Genomic DNA, 20,205 nt, shown 5'->3' with positions numbered 1-20,205 from the left:
GTTGCGCTCCTGGGGTTAGGTGAGATCTGGCGCCAGCCAGCGCCAGCGGTATTCGGTGATCTGGTGGCCCGGCGCGGCGGTCGAGCCGCTGGCGTCGAGCACGAAACTGGCGGCCGAGCCGACGGTGCGGTCCGGCCCGGCGTGTGCCTCGGGCGGCGGCACCGGCTGCGCGATGCCGCTCAGGCGTGGGTCGAGCAGCGGCGCGCCGATCAGGTAGTCGCCCAGGCCCAGCACCGAGCGCTGAACCTGCACGGGCCGCGGCGTGCGGGGTGGCGCGAGGTAGGTGTCCACGCCCACCAGGCTGGCAATGCCCACGAGCAGCGGCCAGGTGGCGCTGGCCACCCGCACCTCGACGTGCGCCGGCGCTTCGAGCCGGACGATGCGGCGGATCAGCGCCAAGTCCTGCGGCTCGACTTCCTGATGGACGAGCACGGTGGTGCGGTGCGCCAGCCGTTCTTGAAAAGCGACCACCGCGGCGTCTTCGCGCGCACTGGCCACGGCCTCGTTGAACAGTGCCAGCAGCTCGACGCTCTCGTTCTCGCCGATCACCAGCGTATCGCCCACGATCGAGTTACCGCTGCGTGCGAGGCCCGGCAGCAGCGGGTCGTCTTCATCGGCCAGGTCGACCCCCAGCAGCGTGGCGAGGATGCGGCGCAGCCGGAAATCCTCGATCACGACCACCCCACCTTGCCGCACCGCGCCGCCGGTGGCGACGTCGAGCGCACCGCGCAGGCCGCGCAGGCTGCCGTGCCAGCGCGCCAGCTCGGGCGCAGCGCGCAGCCACTCGCGCCGACGCGCCGCCGGCAGCGCGGGGTCGAAGGCCACGCCGATCCAGCTGCCGAGCCAGTCGAGGCTGGCCTCGGGCACGACCTCCGGGTCGCTCAGCAGATGCGCTGCGGCCACGCGGTCTTCGAGCTGCGTCAGCACGCCTTCGAAACTGGCCAGCATGCGGGCGTTGAAATCGGCCGGCGTGGCCTGCGGCTGGTAGATGCCGATGGCCACCGAGTCGAGCTGATCGGGGCGCAAGGGATCGGCCTCGACGCGCAGGCGCCACGCTTGGCGATCCTGCTGCAGCAGCCAAGCGGCGCCGGCGCGCTCGACCGTGAGCCGCGCCAGCGCGCCGGGTTCGATGTCGACGAGGGCGAGCGCGGTCAGCAGCGGTGCGCCGAGGTCGAGCGGATCGGCCGCGCCGGCCGCATCCAGCTCGGCGGCGAAGCTGGCGGCGATCTGCCCCAGCCGGCGGCCCGGCGCGGCGGCCGCGTCGCCGTAAAGCTGCTCGCGATAGAGCCGCGGCAGGTACTGCTCGGCGTACGAAAAGCGGCTGCCCCAGGCGCGCAGCGCGGCCAGCTCGGGGCTGGCGCGGCCGTCGCCATGCAGCACCACGCGCACCCACAGGTAGCGGCCGACGAGCTGGCGCACGCGCTGGCGGCTGTCCTGCACCAGCACCGAGAACAGCCCGCGCCGGCCTGGCTCGCGAACGCCGCCCAGCAGGCCGGGGTGGCCGGCGAGTTCGCTGGCGGCGCTTTCCCACACCGCGTGCGGCAGTTGCGGGGCGCGCATCGCCGGGTCGAGCTGGTGAATGTCGGCGCCGAAACCATGCGGCTGCCAGCTGACGCGGTCGACCTGCGCGGCGTTCCAGTCCGGCGGCTGGGCCTGGTTGCCGGCCGCCAGCCAGACCACGAAACCGGTGTGCGGCGGGATTTCTGCCTCGGCGAACAGGCGGTGCCAGACGGTGGTGTTGTCGCCGCTGTCGATCAGCCAGTGGCGCGTGTCGGGGGCTGTGGGGTCGGCTGCGTTGCCCGCTTCGCCGCGGCGCGCCAACTGGTTCAGCGACAGCGCGTGTAGCGGCGCCGTGCCGGTTTCGCCGCGCGGGTAATGCGGCGGCAGCGCGACGCCGTTGGCGAACGGCGCTTCGAGCGGCGGGCCGTTGTTCTCGCCGGCCAGCGGGTAGATGTCGCCGAGCGGCGCCACGCTGCCGGTCGGCTCGTCGCTCAGATCGAACGCTGGTGCATCGCGCCGGCCCGGCACGCGCACCGCCAGCCGGCCGGCCTCCAGCCAAGTGATCGCGTAGGCGTAGCTCGCGCCGGTCAGCTGCAGCGGCTCGCTCCAGCGCGGCGGGATGCCGGTCATGCTGCCGTCCGGGACCGTTTCGCGCCAGCAGCGCACGCACGCGGTGCCTTCACCATCGCGCCACGACAGCAGCGCCAGCACGCCGTCGGCGCCACCGGCCAGCGCCAGCACCCGTTCGATCGGCGCCAGCGTGGGCGTGGGCAGCAGGCGCAGTTGTGGCGGGCAGCGGTTTTCGGGCGTGGGGCGGAAGGTGCGGCCGTCGTAGTCGTCGGGCTGTGGCGTCTGCGTGCGCAGTGGCCGGCCGCTCAGGCGCGCGACGCGGCCGGTGTTGCGCTCCAGCACCCAGGCGCCACCGACTGCGGCCGGCGCCAGCCGCCAGGGTTCGAAGCCTGCGAGGCTGACCGACGCATCGGCCCAGCGCCCGCGCAGGTCGTGCATCAGCACGCGGCCGGGCAGGGCGATGTAGAGCACGCCGTCGGGCGCGGCACACAGGTCGGTCGGCGTCTCGCCGAGCGCCAGCAGCACCGCGTCACCCGGCAGGTGGCTGGTGGCGACCACCGCCGAGCGCGCCGCGTCCCAGCGCGCCACGCCTTCGAGCGCGTCGACTGCACGCGGCACGCGCTCGAGCGCGCTCTGCGCCAGCGTGAAGGCCGCCGCCGGCGTCAGGCTGCTGACGAGCGTGCGCTGCGAGGCCAGCCGCAGCACACGGCAGCTGTCGTCCCAGTGCAGCGCGCTGCGGCTCGGAAAGTGCCGCGCCTCGCCGAGCAGCCAGAAACGCGCGCCGTTGGCGTCCATCAGCAGACCTCCGGCACGACAGGAACCGCGATCGCGGTCGGGTCGGCGTAGGGGTTGGGCAAGGCGCGCAGGTCGGCCGGCGCGTTCGGGCCTTCGACCGCCACCACTGCCAGCAGTTCGGGCAGCTGCCAGGGCTGCAGCGTCAGCATCTGCGCGCCATCGGCGGCGATCACCGGCAGGCGCTGCCAGGTGGTGTCGCCCTGGGCCGGGTCACGCTGGCCAAACAGCGCCAGGCCACGCAGCTCGTCGACCCCCGCCACGCGCGACACCTCGACCTCCAGCTCGCGGCTGCGCACCGCGCGGCCGAGCGCCCAGCCGGCCTGGTCCAGCCCGCCCGGCGCCAGCGGCCAGAGGAAGCGGGTCAGCGCCTGCTTGATGTCGAGCAGCACCTGGTCGCGCGCAAAACCGTCGCGCAGCGTCACCGCCACGCTGAGCCCCAGCGGCACGTAGTCGCAGCCGATCACGTACAGCTCGGTGGCCAGCGGCGTGCGCGCCGACAGGTGCGCGTGCACGCGCTCGATGAAAGGCCGGTCGGGCCGCGGGTGCGGCGTGCTGCCGAATTGAACCGCCGGCAGCGCCATCACGCTGACCACACCCGGCATGTTGAAACGCCGATCGCTCGGCTTGAAACGCGGCAGCACGTCGACCCGGCCGACGTCGACCGCGGGTGTCTCGAAACTCAGGCGGCGGAAGTCCTCTTCGGTGACGGCGCGGTCGCGATGGCGCAGCAGCGCGGGGATGCGGCGCTCGGCCAGATCGAGCGTTTCGGCATCCTCGCCGCCCGACAAGGCCAGCGGCTGCAGCACCTTGATCGCCGGCGCGGGCTGGCCGTCGATGCGGCGCGCTTCGAGCTTGGCCAGGCTCTGCGGCGGCAGGTTGCCGGCACGGCCGCCGCCGAAACGCCCGCTCGCCAGCCGCACCCGCATGCCGGCCTCGGGCACGCGCCCGCGCAGGCCGTCGCCGAAACGCAGTCGGCCGGCTTCGGCGTCGAGCTCGAAGGCACGGGCCTCGCGCGCCACGTTGGGGTCGGCGCTGATGGCGGCGAGGTCGTCGACACGTTGCCAATCCTGGTAACCGCGGCCGGGCTCCTCGACCTGGATCGCCAGCGTCGCCGCATCGACCGAACCGAGCGGCAGCGCGTAGCTCTGGTCGGCCGCGCCGGTCGCGCTGCCGAGTACCTGCGCGGTGATCGTCTGGCGCTGGTCGATCTCGGCGGCGTTGAGCGTCAGCCAGGTCAGCGCCAGGTGTTCGACGTTGGCGCCCGGTTGCGGGCGCAGGCGCAGCCAGGCGATCAGGCGGGCGGCGCGCTCCGCGTCGTCGAGCCGCGGCGGTGCATCGCCGACACCGGCACGCGGGTTGATGCCGACGTCGTTCGATGGCGCCCACAGGTGGCGCTCGTCGGGCAAACGCAGCCGCAGCGTGCCGGCGCGGGTCAGGCCGGCGCTGGTGTCGGTGCCGGGTTCGACGGTCAGGCGCAGGTAATCGGTGTCGACGTCGCTTTGCCCGCGCGTGGTGATCTCCCACCACACCGGCACGGGGCTCGGCGCGCTGGTCTGCTCGAAGGGTTGCAGCGGCTTGATGGCCGGCACCACGCCGACCGACAGCAGCGCGGGCAGGCCGCTGTCGCCGCCGCCGATGGCCGATTTGACCGCCTCGTTGGTGGCGGGCTGATCCTCGGGATTGCCGGCCGGCGGCGCCAGCAGCGCGATCCACAGCGCGCGGTCGGCGCTCTGGCCGAACACGTCGACGCCCTCTGCAGCGGCGCGGCCGTCGGCGTAGACCTGCGTGGTCGTGTAGGCCTTGGGCGCGGCGCTCAGCTGGTGGATGCGTACGAGGCCGTGCAGCAAATCGCTGCGCCGCGCCAGTTCGGCCGAAGGCAGGCGGCGCTTGACGTAGGCCTCGCCGCTGATCGGCAGCACGGTGATTTCGGCCAGTGTCTCGAACGCCGGCGTGGCCTTGATGCGGCCGAACGGCGCGAGGATATGCGCGCCCAGTTCCTTCTCCTGCGCGAACGCCAGCCCGACGATGCCGCGCGCGGGCAGCGCCGGCTTCAGCCCCATGCCGAGCAGCTGCAAAAACACCAGCCGCTGGCGCTCGGGGATCAGGTTGGCGCGGTACAGCAGCGCGTCGCCCAGCCAGGCGAACAGCTCGATCAGCGTGCGCCCCGGGTCGCCCAGGCGCGGGTTCGTCCACTCCGGCGTGTGCGCGGGGATGCGTGCGATCAGGTCGTCGACCAGGTCGTCGAAACGGCGGTCGTCGAGTGAGGGCGGTCGGATGGGCATGGCTCAGCCTTCGAGTTGCACGGTGACGTTGAGGGCACCGGGTGCGCCGCTGCGCGCGAGCCGATAGGCGATCTCGACGCGCACGTGGCTGGGCGCGTCGGGCACCTCCCAGACCTCGACCGCGTCGAGCAGGATGCGGCGCTCCCAGCGCGCCAGCGACTCCTGCACCAGGTCGCGGATCTGGCGCCGGGTGGCCAGCGTGTTGGGCTCGTGCAGCAGCTGGTCCAGGCCGCCGCCGAACTCGGCGCGCATGAGCTGCTCGCCCGCTCGCGTGCTCAGGATCACCTGGATCTGCTGGCGCACGCTGGTCGCCAGATCGGGCCAGGCGAGCGTGCCCTGCTCGTCGGGCAGCGGCAGCAAGGGCCAACCAATCAGCGGACGCGAGGCCGTGCTCATGGTGAAGACCCTCCGGGTGGCTTGTTGCCCAGCTTCGGGAACGGGATGCAGATCTTGATGAAGAACAGCCAGCCGAACACCAAGTTGAACAGCGTCAGGAAGATGTTCAGCACGATGAAGGCGCAGATCGTGATCACCGGTATGTTGAAGCTGCAGATCCAGCTCAAGCCCGCCGTGCCGACGCTGCCCTTGCCTTCGAGCAGATCCTTCGCCTTGCCCGACAGCAGGTTCTGCATCGACGGCGGCACGATGAAGGCGACGTTGGGTTTGAGCGCCTTGAGCAGCGTGCGGTCGGACGCATCGGGCAGGCGGATCTGCACCGGCGGCGCGCCGCCGCCTTCGTACCAGGGCGCGATCACGAAGGGCTCGCTCGGCTCGCTCCAGACGGTGCGCGCGGGGCAGTGGCCTTCGGGCTTGAGGCGCACGAAGGCGCGCACGCTGTAGCGCGCGGTCGGCTCGTCGTAGCGGCCGGCCTGGGTCTGCATCGCGGCCAGCCGGGCTTGCAGCGCCTGGTGCAGCGCGTTCTTCAGGCGGGTCGCGTCGGCCGGGGCCAGCGCGGGCCAGTAAGCCGGCATCTCGACGACGCTAGCGCTGGCGGTCTGCTCCAGCAGGATCGCGCTGGCCTTGGCGAGGAACTGATCGGCCCGGACGAAGCGCACGACCTTTTCATCCGGGCGCAGCACCAGTGGCAGCTGGATGGAGGCAAGGATCGTCTTCAGCGTCTTGACTTCGTTGCCACCCGCGAAGGCATTGAACTCGCCCGCGATCTGGCGCAGGAACAGCAGGAAACGCTGCATGCGCAAGGCGGTCGCGCCGGCCGCGGTGCGCACGTCCTGTTGCAGCAGGTTGAACTGGTTTTGCGTGACGCCGTCGGGTGGGCGTACGCCGGGTGATTCGCTGGCCTCGAACCAGCCGGGCACGAGCAGATCGCCGGGGAAGGGCAAGTCCATCGCGTCGCCGCGCAGCGCCTCGACCAGGTGGTTGCGGAAGGCGTCCGAGCCGGCGCCGAAACCGTCGTCGCCTGTGGGTGCGGGCGGCACGTCGCTCAGCTCGCTGCTGGTGGTCGGCACCAGCCCGTAGAACAGCGTCTTGCCGGCGTCGGCGTTGACGTCGGGCGGCGCCAGATAGAGGCCGCTGATCTGCTCTTCGAGCGGGTGGTCAGCGTCCTCGCGGGCGTGCAGGCTGAGCTGCCGATCGATCTGCGCCACGCCGGTCAGTCGCGCCGTCAAGCGTGCGGCGGCCTGCGGTTCGGCCGTCTCGCCGCCGATGCGTGCGAGCGGCACCCAGCCGCGCACCTGGCCGTTGGCGTGCATCCAGCCTTCGGCGCCCTGAGGCCCGAGTCGGCGCACCACCAGGCCGGCGGCATCGACCCGCTTGGGGTCGATGCGCGGCGCGCCGGGGGTGTCGCACCAGGCCTCGATCAGCGCGACGTGGAACTGGCGCTGGATCGGCTGGAACAGCTTGAGCCGGCCCTGTGCGTCGGTGGCACGGGCGAGCTTGGCGCGCAAGGCCGCGCGGCCGGCCGGTGCGCGCAGCGCTTCGAGCGTGGCGCCGATGAAGTCGTCGTCACTGCGCTGAAGCAGCGCCGGGCGGCGCGTGGCGACGAGGTCGCGCGGCGCGCCGATCACGACGTCGTGGTGGGCGCTGCGCAGTTCACCAGACATTGCCCGCTCCCGGTGTGTAGCTGGTGGAGATCACCGAGGTGGCCTGCAGCACCTCGCACTTGACCATGCCGGTGAAGGTGGCCATCGCGGTGTCGACCTTGACCATGCCGGCCGTCACCTCCACCTGCGCCGCCTGCACCTTGACCTTGGCGCTGGCCTGCACGGTGATGCCCGCCGCTTCGAGCTTGATGCTGTTGCCGTTGCTGTCCTCGATCGTCACCGTGCCGGGGCCGTCTTTCAGCGTCAGCTTCTGGCCACCCGGCGTTTCGAGCTGGAGCGTCTCCTGGCCGCTCTGGTCGTCGAGCGTGATGACGATGCCGTTTTTCGACTTGATGCGCTTGTAGCGGTTCTGACCGCCCGACTCGATGTCGGCCGGCGACTGCGCCCCGCCGTTCCACAGGCCGCCGACGATCAGCGGGTAACGCGCATCGCCCTGCACGAACACCACCAGCACCTCGTCGTCGACATCGGGCAGGAAAAACACGCCGCGGTCGTCACCGGCGAACGGCGCCACCACGCGCGCCCACAGCGGCGCGTCCTGCTGCGCCACGGCGTCGAAGGCGAGCAGGCGCACCTGCACGCGGTTGCGCCGCTCGGGGTCGTCGAGCGAAACCACCCGCGCCAGGAAGCCGCCGTGGGTCCAGGCGGGGGGTGGGCTGAAGACGGGGTCGCGGTGCATGGTGACGAGGTCTCGTTTCAGCCGCCGAGGTAGGCGCACTCGGCGCTGAATTCGGTGCGGTAGCCCTGTTCCATGTCGAACAGGTGGCGGGTGCGCACCACGTAGTAGCGGTTGTCGAACTGCGCCGAGATGCCGACCAGCTTCACGGTGCTGCCCACCCGCAGCTGCGCGTTGCCTTCGGACAGCCCCTCGGCACGCACGAAGCGGCGGCAGCGCTGATCAAGCGCGGCTTGCGCGACTGCGCGGGCCTCGTCGTTGCTGCCGACCGCGGGTGTGGCGAGGTGCTCGCTGCGCTCGCCAAAGACATCTTTCGCCCAGTCGATGCCGCTGCGGCCCGAGCCCGGCCCGGTGCTCGACAGGCTGCTCGCCTCGCTGCTGACGGCGCTGCCGTCGCCCGCATTCCAGCCGGCCACGCTGACGGCGCTGGCCTGGTGCGCCAGATCGGCGCAGATGCGCACGCGGGCCAGCTGGCTGTTGAGCGTCAGCTCGATCTCGCCGCGTGCGGCATCCTGGCGGGCCGCCACCTGCAGTTCGCTGCCGACCACTTGCAGGTCGGCGTCAAAACGCGCCAGCAGCCGGCGCAGAAAACCGAGGTCGGTTTCGTCGAGCTGCACCCAGGTGCCGGTCGGGCTGGCGAGGCCGTTGACGTTGACCGTGAGGCCGTTGCGAGCGCCGATCGTGCGCACCACGTCGGCCGGGCTCTGGTCGGTGTAGACCTCGCTGCGGCGGTTGCGTCGCGCGGCGTTCAGGCCGTCCTCGGCCAGCACCACGAGTTCGGGCGGTGTGCCGTAGTTGCAGACCATCTCCAGTGCCGTGACCTTGCCTTTGAAGAGTTCGCGCGGGCTTGCCTCGTCACCGCAATAGACCGCCAGGTCCGCGCCCAGGCGCAGGCTGCTGTCGGCGTTGAAGGCCAGCTCGGCGCCGCCCTCGGGGGTGGCCACCCAGTTGGTCAGGTGCAGTTCGAGTGCGCTCAGGCCGCCTTCGGACTCGTCCATCTTCAGCGCGGTCATCAGCGTCGACAGCCGCTCGTCGGGCTGGTCGGCGATGCGCAGCGTCGGGCGGGCGCTGAAGATCGCCGTGCGGCTGAGGGTGGTCTCGGACATGGTGGCGGCTCGTCGGCGATCGATCAGTCCGCGCTCAGTCGGGCGCTGCGTTCGGCCAGCAGCCGTAGCTCGGTTTCGAGCGAGGCTCGCAGCGTTTCGCCCCCCGCCGCAGCCGGCGCGGCCGGTGGCGTGGGCGGCGCCTCGCGGGCCGGGTCGCGCTGGATGTCGGCGCTGACTTCTTCGAAGGTGATGGCCATGTCAGCCTCCGCCGAGCCGCCTCAAGGAGGCTGAGCGCCCCCTCGGGGGGCAGTGAACGCAGTGAGCGTGGGGGTGGTCGGTCATTTCAGTTTCCGAACTTGATGCGTTGATGTAAGTCGGCGCCCGCGCCCACATCGGCACTCAGGCTGCCGCCGGCGCCCACCTGGACCCGCCCGCCCGGGCCGAAGCTTGCTGCACCGGCGCCGCGCGGTGGTGGCAGCAGCGCGGCGCGGGCTTCGGGCAGGCCGATCGAGACCTTTGGCGGGCTGGCACGCAGGCCACCGAAGGCCGCACCGGCGCCGACGCTCGCACCCACACCGATGCCGCCGCCGATTCCGATCCCCACGCCCACGCCGACACTCGCCGCCGGCGCGAATCCGACCGCGGCCGACAAGGAGATCTCGCCACCCACGCTCAGCCCCGCGCCAGCGCCAAAGCGCAGGCTGGCCGAGCCGCTGGCGCCGGCGATGGCACGTGCCGCCCGCGGGTCGCCCAGCGCGCTGGCGATGGCCGCCGCGCCGCCGGCGGTCGGCCCCGGGCCGGCCGGCAGCACGACCGGGTCGGGCGCGAAGCTGCCGTCCACCGCCGCCGCCGGGTTCTTGCTGCTCTCGAATTCGACCTCCTGGCTGGCCAATGTCAGCGCGATGCTGGCGCGCAGCGGCACGCCGCTGGCGGCGAAGAAGTCGATGGTTTCCTTGTACTGCTCGATCACGCCCTTGAAGCGGTAGGTGCCCCAGCCGAACTCGACCTTGGGCGCGAACTTCTTCTTGCCGTCGGGCGAGGGTTCGAGCAGGCGCGAGACCTGTTCGGTCTTGATGCGCACGTCGCTGCCGTCGTCGGTGCTGTCGAAGATCAGTGTCATCACCAGCTTGGCGCTGCTCTTCTTGACGAACTGGCGCGCGCCGTTGTTGCCGTTGCGGTCGTCGAACTGGTTGGTGATGGTGTATTCGAGCGAGGCCGGGTTGAACTGCACGTCGAACTCGGTCGCACCGCCGCCGGCGCCTTCGAGCACGCGGAAGTTCGCCTTCGCGATCGACTGGACTTCAGGCAGGCTGGCCATGTCAGCCTCCCTCCGCGTCGACCAGGCGCAGGCCTTCGTGCGCCAGGTGCAGTTCTTCGATGCCGATCTCGTTGCTCTTGGCGTCGAGGTTGGCGGCCTTGAACTTGACCGGCAGGCAGCGGTCCAGGCCCCAGGTGACGACGGTCTCGTCGGCCGCGTTGCGCATCTCGATCTCGGCCGACAGCCGCCACGCATAGCCGCCGCCGCCCACCAGCTGGAACCACTTGAAGAGGTCGCGCGTGCGCGTCATGCCGCGCTTGAGCACCACGGTGGCAAAGCTCACCGGCCCGGCCAGCTGCACCGCACCGTAGTTGGCGCCGCCGGGTTTCACGACCTTGGGCTCCATCGTGGCTTCGAGCCCGCTGCATTCGGAGAACGCGCCGCTGCAGACCTCGACCGCATCGCTGCTGCCGCCGCTGGCGCGCTTGAAGCGGATGTGGAAGCGGAAGACGTGCAACGGCGCCAACAGGTTCTCGTCGCTCATGCCGCCTCCCGCAGTCCGGTCGCACCGAGCGCATTGCCCAGCTGCAGCCGCACCGTGATGACTTCGATCGCCTGCGCCGGCCGCACGCTGATCTCGGCGATCAGCCGACCGGCGTCGAGATCGGCCTGCGTCATGGTGCTGCGGTCGCAGCGCACCTGGAAGGCCTGCGCCGCGTTGGCGCCGGCAAAGGCGCCTTCGTTCCAGTAGCCGAGCAGCAGGTCTTCGAGGCTGCGGCGCAGCCGGGCCCAGGTCTGCGTGCCGTTGGTCTCGAAGGCGAGGTGGTCGCCCTGCGCGCGTGCGGTGCGCAGGATGCTCGCCAGCAACCGGCTGGCGCCGCCGAAGCGCCAGGCCTCCTGCGGCGAGGTGGTCACGTCCGACTGCAGCATCCAGCCCAGCGGGCCGGGCGTGAAGACACACACCTGGCGCGCCAGCCGCTGCACCGCGCCACCTTCGCCCAGGCCCCACGACAGCGGCGGCTCCGCATCGAACAGGTCACGCAGATACGGCAGCGAGAAGTCGCCTGCCACCGAGCGGAAACAGCCGCGCCGCGTGGCGTTGCTGGCCAGCAGGCCGGCGAGCACGCCTTCGGGCGGCTCCAGGCCTTCGGGCAGATCGGTGCCGGCGGCGCTGCGCAGCCACGGCCACGCCAGCTGCACGAAGGCGCTGGCGCTGCCGGTGTCGTCGTCCGGGGCGCGGCTGCCGTCCGGGCGCAGCACGCCGATGCGCTCCAGGTAGGCGCGCATGTCGGCCTGTGCGTGCACCGCCGCGCCGCCGCTCGCGGTGCGGCGGGTGTCGACCCATGGCAGCGGCAGCGAGGCCAGCAGCAGGTGCTCGCGCTGGCGCCGTGCCAGGAAACCGCGCGCGGCCCCGACCGCCAGCATCCAGGCGGCGTAGCCGGCGCTGTCGAGCCGCGGCGCGGGCAGGCGGCGCAGGCCGGTGTCGGGCGGCGGCTCGGCCTCGACGCTGCATTCGACGAAGGTTTCGGGCGTGGTCTGGGCCGGGCTGGCGAGCGGCGCCACCGGCTGGCTGGCGCAGGCGTCGGCCAGGTCGGGGAACAGCACGAAGCTGTTGTCGCGCAGGCCGTAGAGGTGTTCGATGCCTTGCCAGGTGCTCGGATCGTGCGGTGCGAACGGGCGGCTGGGCGCGACGGTCTGGGCGAAGTCGGGGATCAGGCGGCGCAGGCGTGGGCGTAACTGGGCGCTGCGCTGGGTGTCGTCTTCGAGGAAGGGCCACGGATCGCCGACCCGGATCACGATCGCGCGCCGGCCGCCGCGGGCAAAGAAGCTGCGCAGCGCGGCGCCCAGGTAGGTGGCGCAGACGGCGCTGCCCGTGGCCGCGAGCGGGCGTCGCTCCCAGGCGTAGAGCTGGTCGAACAGCGCCCAGTTGTCGATCACGACGGGCAGGTTGTCGAGCGCCTCGACCTGCACCGCCGGCCGGGCCCAGACGCCGTCGATCCAGCCGTCGGCCCGCAGTTGCGCCCGCACCGACGCCGGCAGCGCCGCCCCGCGACGGCGCGCCACGTGGCCGATGAAACAGGCCACGTCGGCGCGCTGCCGATCGGGTTCGACCGGCGCGCTGGCAACTTCGAAGACGAGGCTCATGGCGTTTGCCTGGATGGCCTCAATCGCCCAGTTCCATCGCTTCGGCCGACAGCACGATCTCTTCCATCGCGACGTCGCCCCCGCCCTTGGCCGCCAGCGTGGGCCCGCTGTATTTCATCGGGATCACGCCGCGCAGCAGCCACGACTGCACCGGTTTCTGCGACTCGTCGAGCAGCGTGATGGTCACGCTCTTCTGCGCCTCGGGGCCCTTGGTGCGGGCGTCGCCGATCCAGGCGAACAGGGTCTTGGAGTCGAGGATGCCACGCTTGAGCGTGACGTCGTTGACCTTGTGCACGCCGCCGAGCTTGCGCACGTGGTTTTCCTTGTCGTTGCCGTTGCGGTACTCGGCCACCGTGATGTCGGTGCCGATGCCCGAGACGTCGGAGAAGCCGCCGAAGACCTCGCCGCCGTCGAAGTTGACGATGAAGTTGAAGGCGCCGTAGGGCGTGGTGCGATTGGCCATGCTGATGCTCCTTGGGCTATGCCGTCATCAGGCGCGGGCGTCGGCGGTCTTCTGGCCGATGCGGAAGATCACGAACTCGGCCGGCTTGATGATGGCCACGCCGATCAGGCAGATCAGGCGGCCGTTGTCGAGGTCGTTCTGCGTCATGGTGCTGCGGTCGCAGCGCACGAAAAACGCCTCTTCGACCGAGCCGCCGAGCAGCGCGCCGCCGCGCCATTCGTTGTACAAAAAGTCGGAGATGGTCTGCCGCACGTTGGCCCACAGGCGCTCGCCGTTGGGCTCGAACACCGCCCACTGCGTGCCGCGGTCGATCGACGATTCGAGGTAGTTGAAGTAGCGCCGGTCGGAGACGTACTTCCATTCCGGATCGCTCGACGCCAGCCGTGCACCCCACACCCGGTAGCCGCGCCCGCTCAGGTAGCGCAGGCAGTTGATGCCGATCGGGTTGAGCACCTCCTGCTGGGCGAAGTTGATGTCGGTCTCGAAACGCAGCGCGCCGCGCACCACCTCGTTGGCCGGCGCCTTGTAGACGCCGCGTTCGATGTCGTTGCGGGCGTAGACGCCGGCCACGAAGCCCGACGGCGGCAGCGTGATCTCGCGCGGGATGTCGTCGCGGCCGGGCCGTGCCAGCGGGTTGGGCGTGACCACCCACGGGTAGTAGAGCGCGGCGTATTTGCTGTCGATGCGGCCACGCGCATCGCGCACCTGGCCGGGGGTCTGCAGCGGCGGCGTGTCGAGCACGGCGATGCGGTAGGCGCGGCGCGTTTCGGCGTGGCCGATCAGCGCGTTCTGCACCGCCTGCGCGTCGGCGTAGGCGCTGCTGCCGGGGGCGGCGACGATGGCGACGTCTTCGAGCGCGAGCAGTTGCGCCAGCGCGTGGGCGTAGCTGCCGACGCTGGTGGCGGCGCCCACGCCGGGTGCGGCGCCGTCGCTGCCGCCACTCAGGTTGGCGAAGCGTCGGCCTTCGGTGTCGCCGGCCAGCGCGGGCAGCGCGGCGATCGCGGCCTGCAGCTCGAAGGCGTTGACACCGCTGCCGATCTGCAGCCACACCAGGTTCTGCAGGTCGTCGCTGCGGGTGCTCGGGTGTTCGGCCAGCACGGTGCCGATGGCGCGCGGGTGGCCGGCGGCCAGGCCGAGCTCGTCCCAGCCTTGCACGTAGCCGTCGGCGTCGATGAACTCGGCGGCCAGCGTCAGCAGCTCGGCGCGGATCGGGTCGGCCACGGTCAGCGTGCCGGCGGGCGTGGCGCTGTCCTGCCAGAGGTTGCCGACCTTCTGGTAGAGCGTGACGGTGTCGACCGGTGGCGCGCCGCTGCTCACGGTGACACGCGCCAGACTGCCGGCGGGTGCGGTGTCGAGCGTGCGGGCGGTAGCCGGGCGCGGCACTTCGCGCAGCAGCAGGCGGCCGTTGCCGCTGGCGCCGGGGAAACGGGCGCGGGCGGTGACGCGGTCGGCCTCGGTGGCGGGTTCAGCCGGCGGGGCGCCGGTCAGGATCAGCGGCGCGCTGGCGCTGCCGGCGCCGTTGGCGGTGCGCACCACGTAGAGCCGCGAGCCGCCGTTGTCGTAATACGCCCGCACCGCGTGGGCCAGGAAGTTGAGCCGATTCGCCGCCGCGCTGACGTCGCTGAGCGCGAGGTTCTCGAGACTGCCGTAGTAGCGCTCGAAGTCCGGCAGGCTGGTGATCAGCTCCGAGCGGGTGCCGACCGGGCCGCGCCGGGTCGGGCCGACGAAGGCAGTGGTGCTGGTGCCCACGCCCTCGATGGACTTGGCGCGAAAGCTCGTCTCTTCGACGTAGACACCGGGTGCCAGGTATTCAGGCATGGCTGGGACTCCTTTGCATGAAGGGGGAGGTCGTGACAACGCACTCGCGGGCCTTCATGGCAATGCGAGCGAAAGAGACAACACGAGGTTCGTGCCGGCCGACAGCTGCACCGCGCGGTTGGCGCGTGGCAGCGTGTTGCGCTGGGCTTCGAGCCGGTCGGGATCGACCAGCGGCAGGGCGGCCGGCTCGCGGCCGTCGCGCACCCGCGCCGCGCTGGTGCGCAGGCCGGCGGCGGGGTCGAACACGGCGATGATCTGGGCGGTGATCTCGTTGACGACCACCGAGCCCGGCACGTCCGACCAGGTCGTGATCGGCACGCCGGGCACGCTCACCAGCGCCTCGCCGCGCCAGTCGGTCAGGCCGCGGGCGAGGGTGCGGTTGCCCTGGCGCACCAGCAGCAGCGCGCCGCCGAGCGCGTCGTCGCTGGTGTTGTGGGTGACGCTGACGCGCAGCACGCACCAGTTGGCGCCGGTGGCGGCGGTGCTGGCCGGGAACAGCGCCACGTCGATCGGGCGGAACAGCGAATCGGCCTGGTCGGCGTTGTCGGCTGCCGGGTCGCGTGGCAGCGCGATCGCGGCCAGCCGCGGCAGGTAGCGGCCGGCCGGGTCGCGCACGGTGGCGGTGAGCTGCACGCTGCCTTGGGCGGGGCTGGCGGGTGGTGCATCGAACACGGCCTCGTGCGCGGCCAGCGCCGGCAGCTGGTGGATGACGTGCAGGCCGCTGCGGTTGCGCAGCAGGCGCGCCTGGGGGATCTCGACCGTCATCGGCGTGTTCAGCGCCACGCCGGTGTTGACGTCGATGCAGCGCAGCGCGCCCAGCACGCGGTGCTCGACCCGCTCCAGCTCGTGGATCACGCGTGTCATGGCGTGCCCTCGGTGCCGGTGAGCGAGCCCAGGCCGAGCCGGCGCGCCACCACCGGGCGGCCTTCGGTGACGGCGTCGGGGTCGATGCGCACCAACCGCGCGATGTACGACACCGACAGCCGGTAGGCCGGCTCGAGTGCGTCCCAGATGCGCATCATGTCCTCGTTGGCCAGCTCGGACGGGATCACCTGGATCACCTCGTCGGGCGCCCAGTCGGCCTCGGGCGAGAGCGACGAGGCGTCGAGGATCGGGTGCAGGTAGAGCTGGCGCAGCGCCCAGGTCAGCGTGATCTGCTCCTCCTGCGCGGTGGCCGACCAGGCCGTCAGCAGGTAGTGAAGATCAAGGCCCAGCGGCGCCTGCTGTTCGGGCGTCATGCGGTCGGGGCGCTGCTGGCGGTTGTGTTCGTTGACGGTGACGCGGTAGAGGTAGAGCGAGATCCGCGTGCCTTCCTCGACCGCGGCGGCCAGCTCGCCTGACGACAGCAGCGCGAACTCGCAGGCCGGCATCGGCGAGCCCCCGAGGTTGTTCGGATAGGTGTTGCGCAGATAGGTCACGATGGATTGCCCCACCGAATGAACTGCCCGGACGTTGGCCATGGATGCGTCGTGTTGGGATCCGATTGATTGGGTTCGAAGGGCCCGCCTCAGGGAACGGCCGACTGCACAGCGCGATAGATCACGCTGCCATCGGGCAGGGTGGTGCGGCCCAGGGCCTGTTGCCGCACCAGCTCATCGAGCGCCCGCCGCACGTCGGGCGGCGGCGCTTCCACGTTCATCTCAGGCAACCACCACTGGGCGATGCCCTGCTCGCTGTCAGCGGCCGTTGGGTGGCGTGCCAGGTAGGCCAGGATGGCCTGCATCGCACGCTGTGATCGGGCGCCTGTGTCATCGGGCAAGGAAGTCTCCCCAAGCTTGGGAGAACTGACGCGAAGCGCGTGCCAGCCTGCGATGTCATCGCAAGTGATTGATTCGATTGAATATCGCCTTCATCTCGGCCCGGTGGTGGGTGGTTTTCGACCCGCCTGGCGTGACCCGCCGGGGCAGATTCGACCCACCCCTGGCGGGTGGGCCGCGGGCGCTCAGAAGCGGCTGTCGAGCGGTTCTGGGGTGTGGCCCAGGCCGTGTTTCTTGAGCAGCTTGCCGAGCGCGCGGCGCTCCTTGCCGGCCAGCCGCGCGGCGTGGGTCACGTTGCCGGACGTGGCCAGCATCAGCTGTTCGAGGTATTCGCGCTCGAAGCGCTGCATGACCTGCTCACGCGCCTCGTTGTAGGCGCACAGCGGCTGGCGGCGCTCGTCGCTCGGGCGGGCTGGCGTTGTCAGACCGGTGAGGGCTGCGAAATCGCTGACCAGACGCAGCGGCAGGCGATCCGTGGCCCGCCGGCGCAGCGCGATGGCCGGCGGCGCGGCCGGCCGCGGCGGTTCGAGCAGCACCGCGCCGTGGCTGTCGGACAGCAGCAGGGCGCGCTGCACGCAGTTGTCGAGTTCGCGCACGTTGCCGGGCCAGCTGTGGCTGTCGAGCCAATCGAGGCTGGAGGCATGCAGTTGCCGCGCGGCCACGCCGTACTGGCGCGCATGGCGGGCGATGAAATGTTCGGCCAGGATGCGGGCGTCGCCCGGGCGCTGGCGCAGCGGCGGCATCTCCAGCGGCAGCACGTTGAGGCGGAACGCCAGATCGTCGCGGAAGGCGCCCGACTGCAGCAGCTCGCGCAGCCGCGGGCTGGCCGCCGCGATGATGCGCACGTTGCCCAGGCATTCGCGCGAGCCGCCCACCGGCCGGTAGGTGTAGTCCTGCAGGAAACGCAGCAGCGCCACCTGGGCGCGTTGCGGCAGCGAGTCGAGCTCATCGAGGAACAGCGTGCCGCCGTCGGCCGCGTGGACCAGCCCGGCGCGCGCCTGGCGAGCGTCGGTGTAGGCGCCGCGTTCGCAGCCGAACAGCTCGCTCTCGATCAGCGCCTCGGGGATGGCGCCGCAGTTCAGCGGCACGAACGGCGCATCGCAGCGCGCCGACTGGTAGTGGATGGCGCGGGCGGCGAGTTCCTTGCCGGTGCCGGTCTCGCCTTCGATCAGCACCGGCGCGTCGTTGCGCGCCATGCGCTCGATCAGCGCCACCACCTGCAGGAACACCGGCGAGCGGCCGATCAGCCGCGGTGCGGCCGCGCTCATCCGCGAACCCTCGCAGGGCACCAGGCCCGCGCTCGGCCTCGTGTCTGTCGGGACGAAGGTGATTGTTCTGACATGTCGACTCCCCCGCTGCGGACGCCGGACCACTGGCGCCTGCTCTGAATCTAGTAGAGCGCGAAAAACCGGACAAGCGGGGTGCCCCGATTTATGTAACCACGGGTTGCCTCACACCCTTTCCCGAGCCCCGAATTGGCGCAGATCAGGGTTCGATCTGCCGTGAATGCACCGACCTGGGGGGCTGTTTGTGCCGCCCAGGACCACTTTGCCTCGGGCTCGAAGGCCTGCGGTCGGATGGCACGCTCCATGCAATATCCCTTGTTGTATACCAGTGAGTGCACCAAAACCGTGACATCCACCACACAAGCCCCCCGTACCCTGACGCAATGGCAAGAGGCCTACCGGGCCGGAGCCGAGCCGGCGGACCTGCTGCCGGCGCTGCGACATCGGTTGATCCGTGGTGACGATCCGGCGGTGATCCGCTGGGTGACGGGCGACGAGTTGGCACGCCGCCTCGGCCAGCTGGCCGAGGTGGCCGCGGCCCATGCCGACCGCGCCGCGCTGCTCAAGGTGCTGCCGCTGTTCGGCGTGCCGTTCGCGGTCAAGGACAACATCGACATCGCCGGCATCGAGACCACCGCCGCCTGCCCGGCCTTTGCGCACGTGGCCGGCCAGTCGGCCGAGGCCGTGCGCCGGCTCGAAGCAGCCGGTGCGGTGTGGATCGCCAAGACCAACCTCGACCAGTTCGCCACCGGCCTGGTCGGCGCTCGCAGCCCCTACGGCCGGCCAGCCAGCGTGTTCGACGCCGCGCGCATCAGCGGCGGATCCAGTTCGGGCTCGGCGGTGCTGACCGCGCGTGGCGACGTGGCTTTTGCGCTCGGCACCGACACCGCCGGCTCGGGTCGCGTGCCGGCGGGTTTCAACGAACTGGTGGGCCTCAAGCCGACGCCCGGGCGGGTCAGCACCGCCGGCGTGCTGCCGGCCTGCCGCAGCCTCGATTGCGTGTCGGTGTTCGCCCACTCGGTCGAGGACGCCGCCGTGGTGCTGTCGGTGATCGAAGGCGCCGATGCGGCCGATGCCTACAGCCACTTCGCGCCCGGCCCGTCGACCTGGGCGCCGCGCCTGAAGGTGGGCGTGCCGCGCGTGCCGTTCTTCTTCGGCGACGCGGGTTACGAGGCCGCGTGGTCCTGGGCCGTGGCGCAGATGGCCGCGCTCGGCCACGAGATCGTCGCGCTCGACTTCGCGCCGCTCGACGAAGTGGCGGCTCTGCTCTACGACGGCCCGTGGGTGGCCGAGCGCCATGCGGTCGTCGCGGCGCTGCTGAGCGCGCAACCCGATGCGCTCGACGCCACCGTGCGCCGCGTCATCACGCGCGCCGTCGGCATGAGCGCCACCGACGCCTTCCGCGGCCTCTATCGCCTGCAGGACCTGAAGGCGGCGGGGGAGGCCACCTGGTCGCGCTGCGACCTGCTGATGGTGCCGACCGCGCCCGGCCATCCGCGTTTCAGCGAACTCGATGCCGACCCGGTGGGCGTCAACTCGCTGCTCGGCCGCTACACCAACTTCGTCAACCTGCTGGGCTGGTGCGCGCTGGCGCTGCCGGCCGGGCGCACCGCGGTTGGCCTGCCGTTCGGCGTGACCTTCATCGCGCCGGGCAATCACGACGCCGCACTGGCGCGTTTCGGCCTGGGCTGGCAGGCGGCGCAGGGCGTTGCCTCACCGGCGGCGACGCCCGCTCTCTGGCCCCAGTCCGAGCCCGAGATGGCGATCGCGGTGGTCGGCGCGCATCTGTCCGGCCTGCCGCTGAACTGGCAGCTGACCGAACGCGGCGCCACGCTGATCGAAGCCACCCGCACCGCGCCGCGCTACCGCCTGCACGCGCTGCCCGGCACCGTGCCGCCCAAGCCCGGCATGGTGCGCGACAGCCTGCGCGGCGGCTCGATCGCGCTCGAGGTCTGGCGCATGCCGCAGCGCGCGGTCGGCAGCTTCCTGGCGCTGATCCCGCAGCCGCTCGGCCTGGGCTCGATCGAGCTGGCCGACGGCCGCTGGGTGCACGGTTTCGTCTGCGAGGCCGAAGCCACCGCGCAGGCAAGCGACATCACCGAGCTGGGCGGCTGGCGGGCCTACCTGCAAGCCGTTGCCGCCGCCCTTCCTGTCCCCCCGAGGAGTTGAGCCATGGCCCTGACGCCCACTGAAATCGAACACCTCATCAACGGCGCCGCGCCGGCCGTCGGCCTGAAGCTGACCTTCGAGCAGAAGCGCGGTGTGGCCACCTACCTGGCGCTGGCCGCCGAGATGGCCGATCTGGTGCAGGGCCTGCCGCTCGGCCGCGACGACGAATCGGGCAGCGTCTTCACGCCGGTGTCGCCTGGGTCTGCAGCATGAACAACTCAGCGTTGAACGCGCTCTCGCGGGACGAGCGCCGGGCCGCTCCCAAGCCGGCCCGGATCCCCTCGGGGGCTGAGCCCGGACACGATCAGTCCGGTGGACTGGTCGTGCCTGGCGAAGGGCTGGGCCGTGCGGCCCAGCGCGGCCTGCAAGGCCGGCTGACG

At 71.6% G+C, this 20,205-nt stretch carries 18 protein-coding genes; 2 read left to right on the top strand and 16 right to left on the bottom strand.

Annotation, left to right across the window (positions count from 1 at the left end; translation table 11 throughout):
- Positions 1-15: 15 nt before the first annotated feature.
- The 16 genes from LCHO_RS15230 to LCHO_RS15160 form a co-directional block, all read right to left on the bottom strand.
- On the bottom strand, positions 16-2,865 hold the full coding sequence (locus tag LCHO_RS15230) for a phage tail protein (RefSeq protein ID WP_012348058.1): 2,850 nt from the start codon (positions 2,863-2,865) through the stop codon (positions 16-18).
- Positions 2,865-5,147, bottom strand: a complete 2,283-nt coding sequence (locus tag LCHO_RS15225) for a putative baseplate assembly protein (protein ID WP_012348057.1) — start codon at positions 5,145-5,147, stop codon at positions 2,865-2,867. Before LCHO_RS15225 ends, LCHO_RS15230 begins: the two co-directional genes overlap by 1 nt.
- Before the next feature lie 3 nt (positions 5,148-5,150).
- Positions 5,151-5,543, bottom strand: coding sequence for a GPW/gp25 family protein (locus tag LCHO_RS15220; RefSeq protein WP_012348056.1), 393 nt, complete (start codon positions 5,541-5,543; stop codon positions 5,151-5,153).
- Entirely contained in the window at positions 5,540-7,207 is a 1,668-nt protein-coding gene (locus LCHO_RS15215; protein ID WP_012348055.1) for a hypothetical protein, read from the bottom strand. Before LCHO_RS15215 ends, LCHO_RS15220 begins: the two co-directional genes overlap by 4 nt.
- Complete coding sequence (locus LCHO_RS15210) at positions 7,197-7,886, bottom strand: phage baseplate assembly protein V (RefSeq protein ID WP_012348054.1); 690 nt, start codon at positions 7,884-7,886, stop codon at positions 7,197-7,199. Before LCHO_RS15210 ends, LCHO_RS15215 begins: the two co-directional genes overlap by 11 nt.
- A gap of 17 nt (positions 7,887-7,903) precedes the next feature.
- Positions 7,904-8,989 carry a phage late control D family protein gene (locus LCHO_RS15205; RefSeq protein ID WP_012348053.1) on the bottom strand — a complete coding sequence of 362 codons (1,086 nt, stop codon included), beginning with the start codon at positions 8,987-8,989 and terminating at the stop codon, positions 7,904-7,906.
- A gap of 23 nt (positions 8,990-9,012) precedes the next feature.
- The gene (locus tag LCHO_RS23735) at positions 9,013-9,186 is read right to left on the bottom strand and encodes a hypothetical protein (protein ID WP_012348052.1); all 174 of its coding nucleotides are present in this window, start codon (positions 9,184-9,186) and stop codon (positions 9,013-9,015) included.
- A gap of 86 nt (positions 9,187-9,272) precedes the next feature.
- Positions 9,273-10,247, bottom strand: coding sequence for a CIS tube protein (locus LCHO_RS22295; protein ID WP_012348051.1), 975 nt, complete (start codon positions 10,245-10,247; stop codon positions 9,273-9,275).
- A 1-nt stretch (position 10,248) separates the two neighbouring features.
- Positions 10,249-10,731 carry a phage tail protein gene (locus LCHO_RS15195; protein WP_012348050.1) on the bottom strand — a complete coding sequence of 161 codons (483 nt, stop codon included), beginning with the start codon at positions 10,729-10,731 and terminating at the stop codon, positions 10,249-10,251.
- Positions 10,728-12,332: a phage tail protein gene (locus LCHO_RS15190; RefSeq protein ID WP_012348049.1), complete on the bottom strand. Its 1,605-nt coding sequence runs from the start codon at positions 12,330-12,332 to the stop codon at positions 10,728-10,730. The genes LCHO_RS15195 and LCHO_RS15190 overlap by 4 nt, the downstream gene beginning before the upstream one ends.
- Positions 12,333-12,351: 19 nt before the next feature.
- On the bottom strand, positions 12,352-12,795 hold the full coding sequence (locus LCHO_RS15185) for a phage tail protein (protein ID WP_012348048.1): 444 nt from the start codon (positions 12,793-12,795) through the stop codon (positions 12,352-12,354).
- A 27-nt stretch (positions 12,796-12,822) separates the two neighbouring features.
- Positions 12,823-14,613: a phage tail sheath family protein gene (locus LCHO_RS15180; protein ID WP_012348047.1), complete on the bottom strand. Its 1,791-nt coding sequence runs from the start codon at positions 14,611-14,613 to the stop codon at positions 12,823-12,825.
- A gap of 54 nt (positions 14,614-14,667) precedes the next feature.
- The gene (locus LCHO_RS15175) at positions 14,668-15,477 is read right to left on the bottom strand and encodes a hypothetical protein (RefSeq protein ID WP_012348046.1); all 810 of its coding nucleotides are present in this window, start codon (positions 15,475-15,477) and stop codon (positions 14,668-14,670) included.
- On the bottom strand, positions 15,474-16,073 hold the full coding sequence (locus tag LCHO_RS15170; protein ID WP_012348045.1) for a Pvc16 family protein: 600 nt from the start codon (positions 16,071-16,073) through the stop codon (positions 15,474-15,476). Before LCHO_RS15170 ends, LCHO_RS15175 begins: the two co-directional genes overlap by 4 nt.
- A gap of 47 nt (positions 16,074-16,120) precedes the next feature.
- Positions 16,121-16,336, bottom strand: a complete 216-nt coding sequence (locus LCHO_RS15165; RefSeq protein ID WP_012348044.1) for a hypothetical protein — start codon at positions 16,334-16,336, stop codon at positions 16,121-16,123.
- 219 nt (positions 16,337-16,555) lie between these two features.
- Positions 16,556-17,638 carry a sigma 54-interacting transcriptional regulator gene (locus LCHO_RS15160; protein ID WP_012348043.1) on the bottom strand — a complete coding sequence of 361 codons (1,083 nt, stop codon included), beginning with the start codon at positions 17,636-17,638 and terminating at the stop codon, positions 16,556-16,558.
- A gap of 321 nt (positions 17,639-17,959) precedes the next feature.
- Here LCHO_RS15160 and atzF point away from each other — a divergent pair, with 321 nt between their 5' ends.
- The gene (gene atzF / locus LCHO_RS15155; protein WP_012348042.1) at positions 17,960-19,825 is read left to right on the top strand and encodes an allophanate hydrolase; all 1,866 of its coding nucleotides are present in this window, start codon (positions 17,960-17,962) and stop codon (positions 19,823-19,825) included.
- A 3-nt stretch (positions 19,826-19,828) separates the two neighbouring features.
- Positions 19,829-20,038 (top strand): DUF4089 domain-containing protein, encoded by a 210-nt coding sequence (locus LCHO_RS15150; protein WP_012348041.1) that lies wholly within the window; start codon positions 19,829-19,831, stop codon positions 20,036-20,038.
- The last annotated feature ends 167 nt before the right edge of the window (positions 20,039-20,205 follow it).

The sequence above is a fragment of the Leptothrix cholodnii SP-6 genome, from assembly GCF_000019785.1.
Lineage (GTDB): Bacteria > Pseudomonadota > Gammaproteobacteria > Burkholderiales > Burkholderiaceae_C > Sphaerotilus > Sphaerotilus cholodnii.
The sequence above is the reverse complement of the archived record's forward strand: the minus strand, read 5'-3'. Positions and strand labels throughout refer to the sequence as shown.

What these genes read in the sequence shown, in the direction of transcription:
- LCHO_RS15195 (WP_012348050.1), bottom strand. Translation starts at nt 10,731, where the DNA reads ATGAGCGACGAGAACCTGTTGGCGCCGTTGCACGTCTTCCGCTTCCAC.
- LCHO_RS23735 (WP_012348052.1), bottom strand. Translation starts at nt 9,186, where the DNA reads ATGGCCATCACCTTCGAAGAAGTCAGCGCCGACATCCAGCGCGACCCG.
- LCHO_RS15220 (WP_012348056.1), bottom strand. Translation starts at nt 5,543, where the DNA reads ATGAGCACGGCCTCGCGTCCGCTGATTGGTTGGCCCTTGCTGCCGCTG.
- LCHO_RS15160 (WP_012348043.1), bottom strand. Translation starts at nt 17,638, where the DNA reads ATGAGCGCGGCCGCACCGCGGCTGATCGGCCGCTCGCCGGTGTTCCTG.
- LCHO_RS15205 (WP_012348053.1), bottom strand. Translation starts at nt 8,989, where the DNA reads ATGTCCGAGACCACCCTCAGCCGCACGGCGATCTTCAGCGCCCGCCCG.
- LCHO_RS15165 (WP_012348044.1), bottom strand. Translation starts at nt 16,336, where the DNA reads ATGCAGGCCATCCTGGCCTACCTGGCACGCCACCCAACGGCCGCTGAC.
- LCHO_RS15225 (WP_012348057.1), bottom strand. Translation starts at nt 5,147, where the DNA reads ATGCCCATCCGACCGCCCTCACTCGACGACCGCCGTTTCGACGACCTG.
- atzF (WP_012348042.1), top strand. Translation starts at nt 17,960, where the DNA reads ATGCAATATCCCTTGTTGTATACCAGTGAGTGCACCAAAACCGTGACA.
- LCHO_RS15175 (WP_012348046.1), bottom strand. Translation starts at nt 15,477, where the DNA reads ATGACACGCGTGATCCACGAGCTGGAGCGGGTCGAGCACCGCGTGCTG.
- LCHO_RS15190 (WP_012348049.1), bottom strand. Translation starts at nt 12,332, where the DNA reads ATGAGCCTCGTCTTCGAAGTTGCCAGCGCGCCGGTCGAACCCGATCGG.
- LCHO_RS15170 (WP_012348045.1), bottom strand. Translation starts at nt 16,073, where the DNA reads ATGGCCAACGTCCGGGCAGTTCATTCGGTGGGGCAATCCATCGTGACC.
- LCHO_RS15215 (WP_012348055.1), bottom strand. Translation starts at nt 7,207, where the DNA reads ATGTCTGGTGAACTGCGCAGCGCCCACCACGACGTCGTGATCGGCGCG.
- LCHO_RS15230 (WP_012348058.1), bottom strand. Translation starts at nt 2,865, where the DNA reads ATGGACGCCAACGGCGCGCGTTTCTGGCTGCTCGGCGAGGCGCGGCAC.
- LCHO_RS22295 (WP_012348051.1), bottom strand. Translation starts at nt 10,247, where the DNA reads ATGGCCAGCCTGCCTGAAGTCCAGTCGATCGCGAAGGCGAACTTCCGC.
- LCHO_RS15210 (WP_012348054.1), bottom strand. Translation starts at nt 7,886, where the DNA reads ATGCACCGCGACCCCGTCTTCAGCCCACCCCCCGCCTGGACCCACGGC.
- LCHO_RS15150 (WP_012348041.1), top strand. Translation starts at nt 19,829, where the DNA reads ATGGCCCTGACGCCCACTGAAATCGAACACCTCATCAACGGCGCCGCG.
- LCHO_RS15185 (WP_012348048.1), bottom strand. Translation starts at nt 12,795, where the DNA reads ATGGCCAATCGCACCACGCCCTACGGCGCCTTCAACTTCATCGTCAAC.
- LCHO_RS15180 (WP_012348047.1), bottom strand. Translation starts at nt 14,613, where the DNA reads ATGCCTGAATACCTGGCACCCGGTGTCTACGTCGAAGAGACGAGCTTT.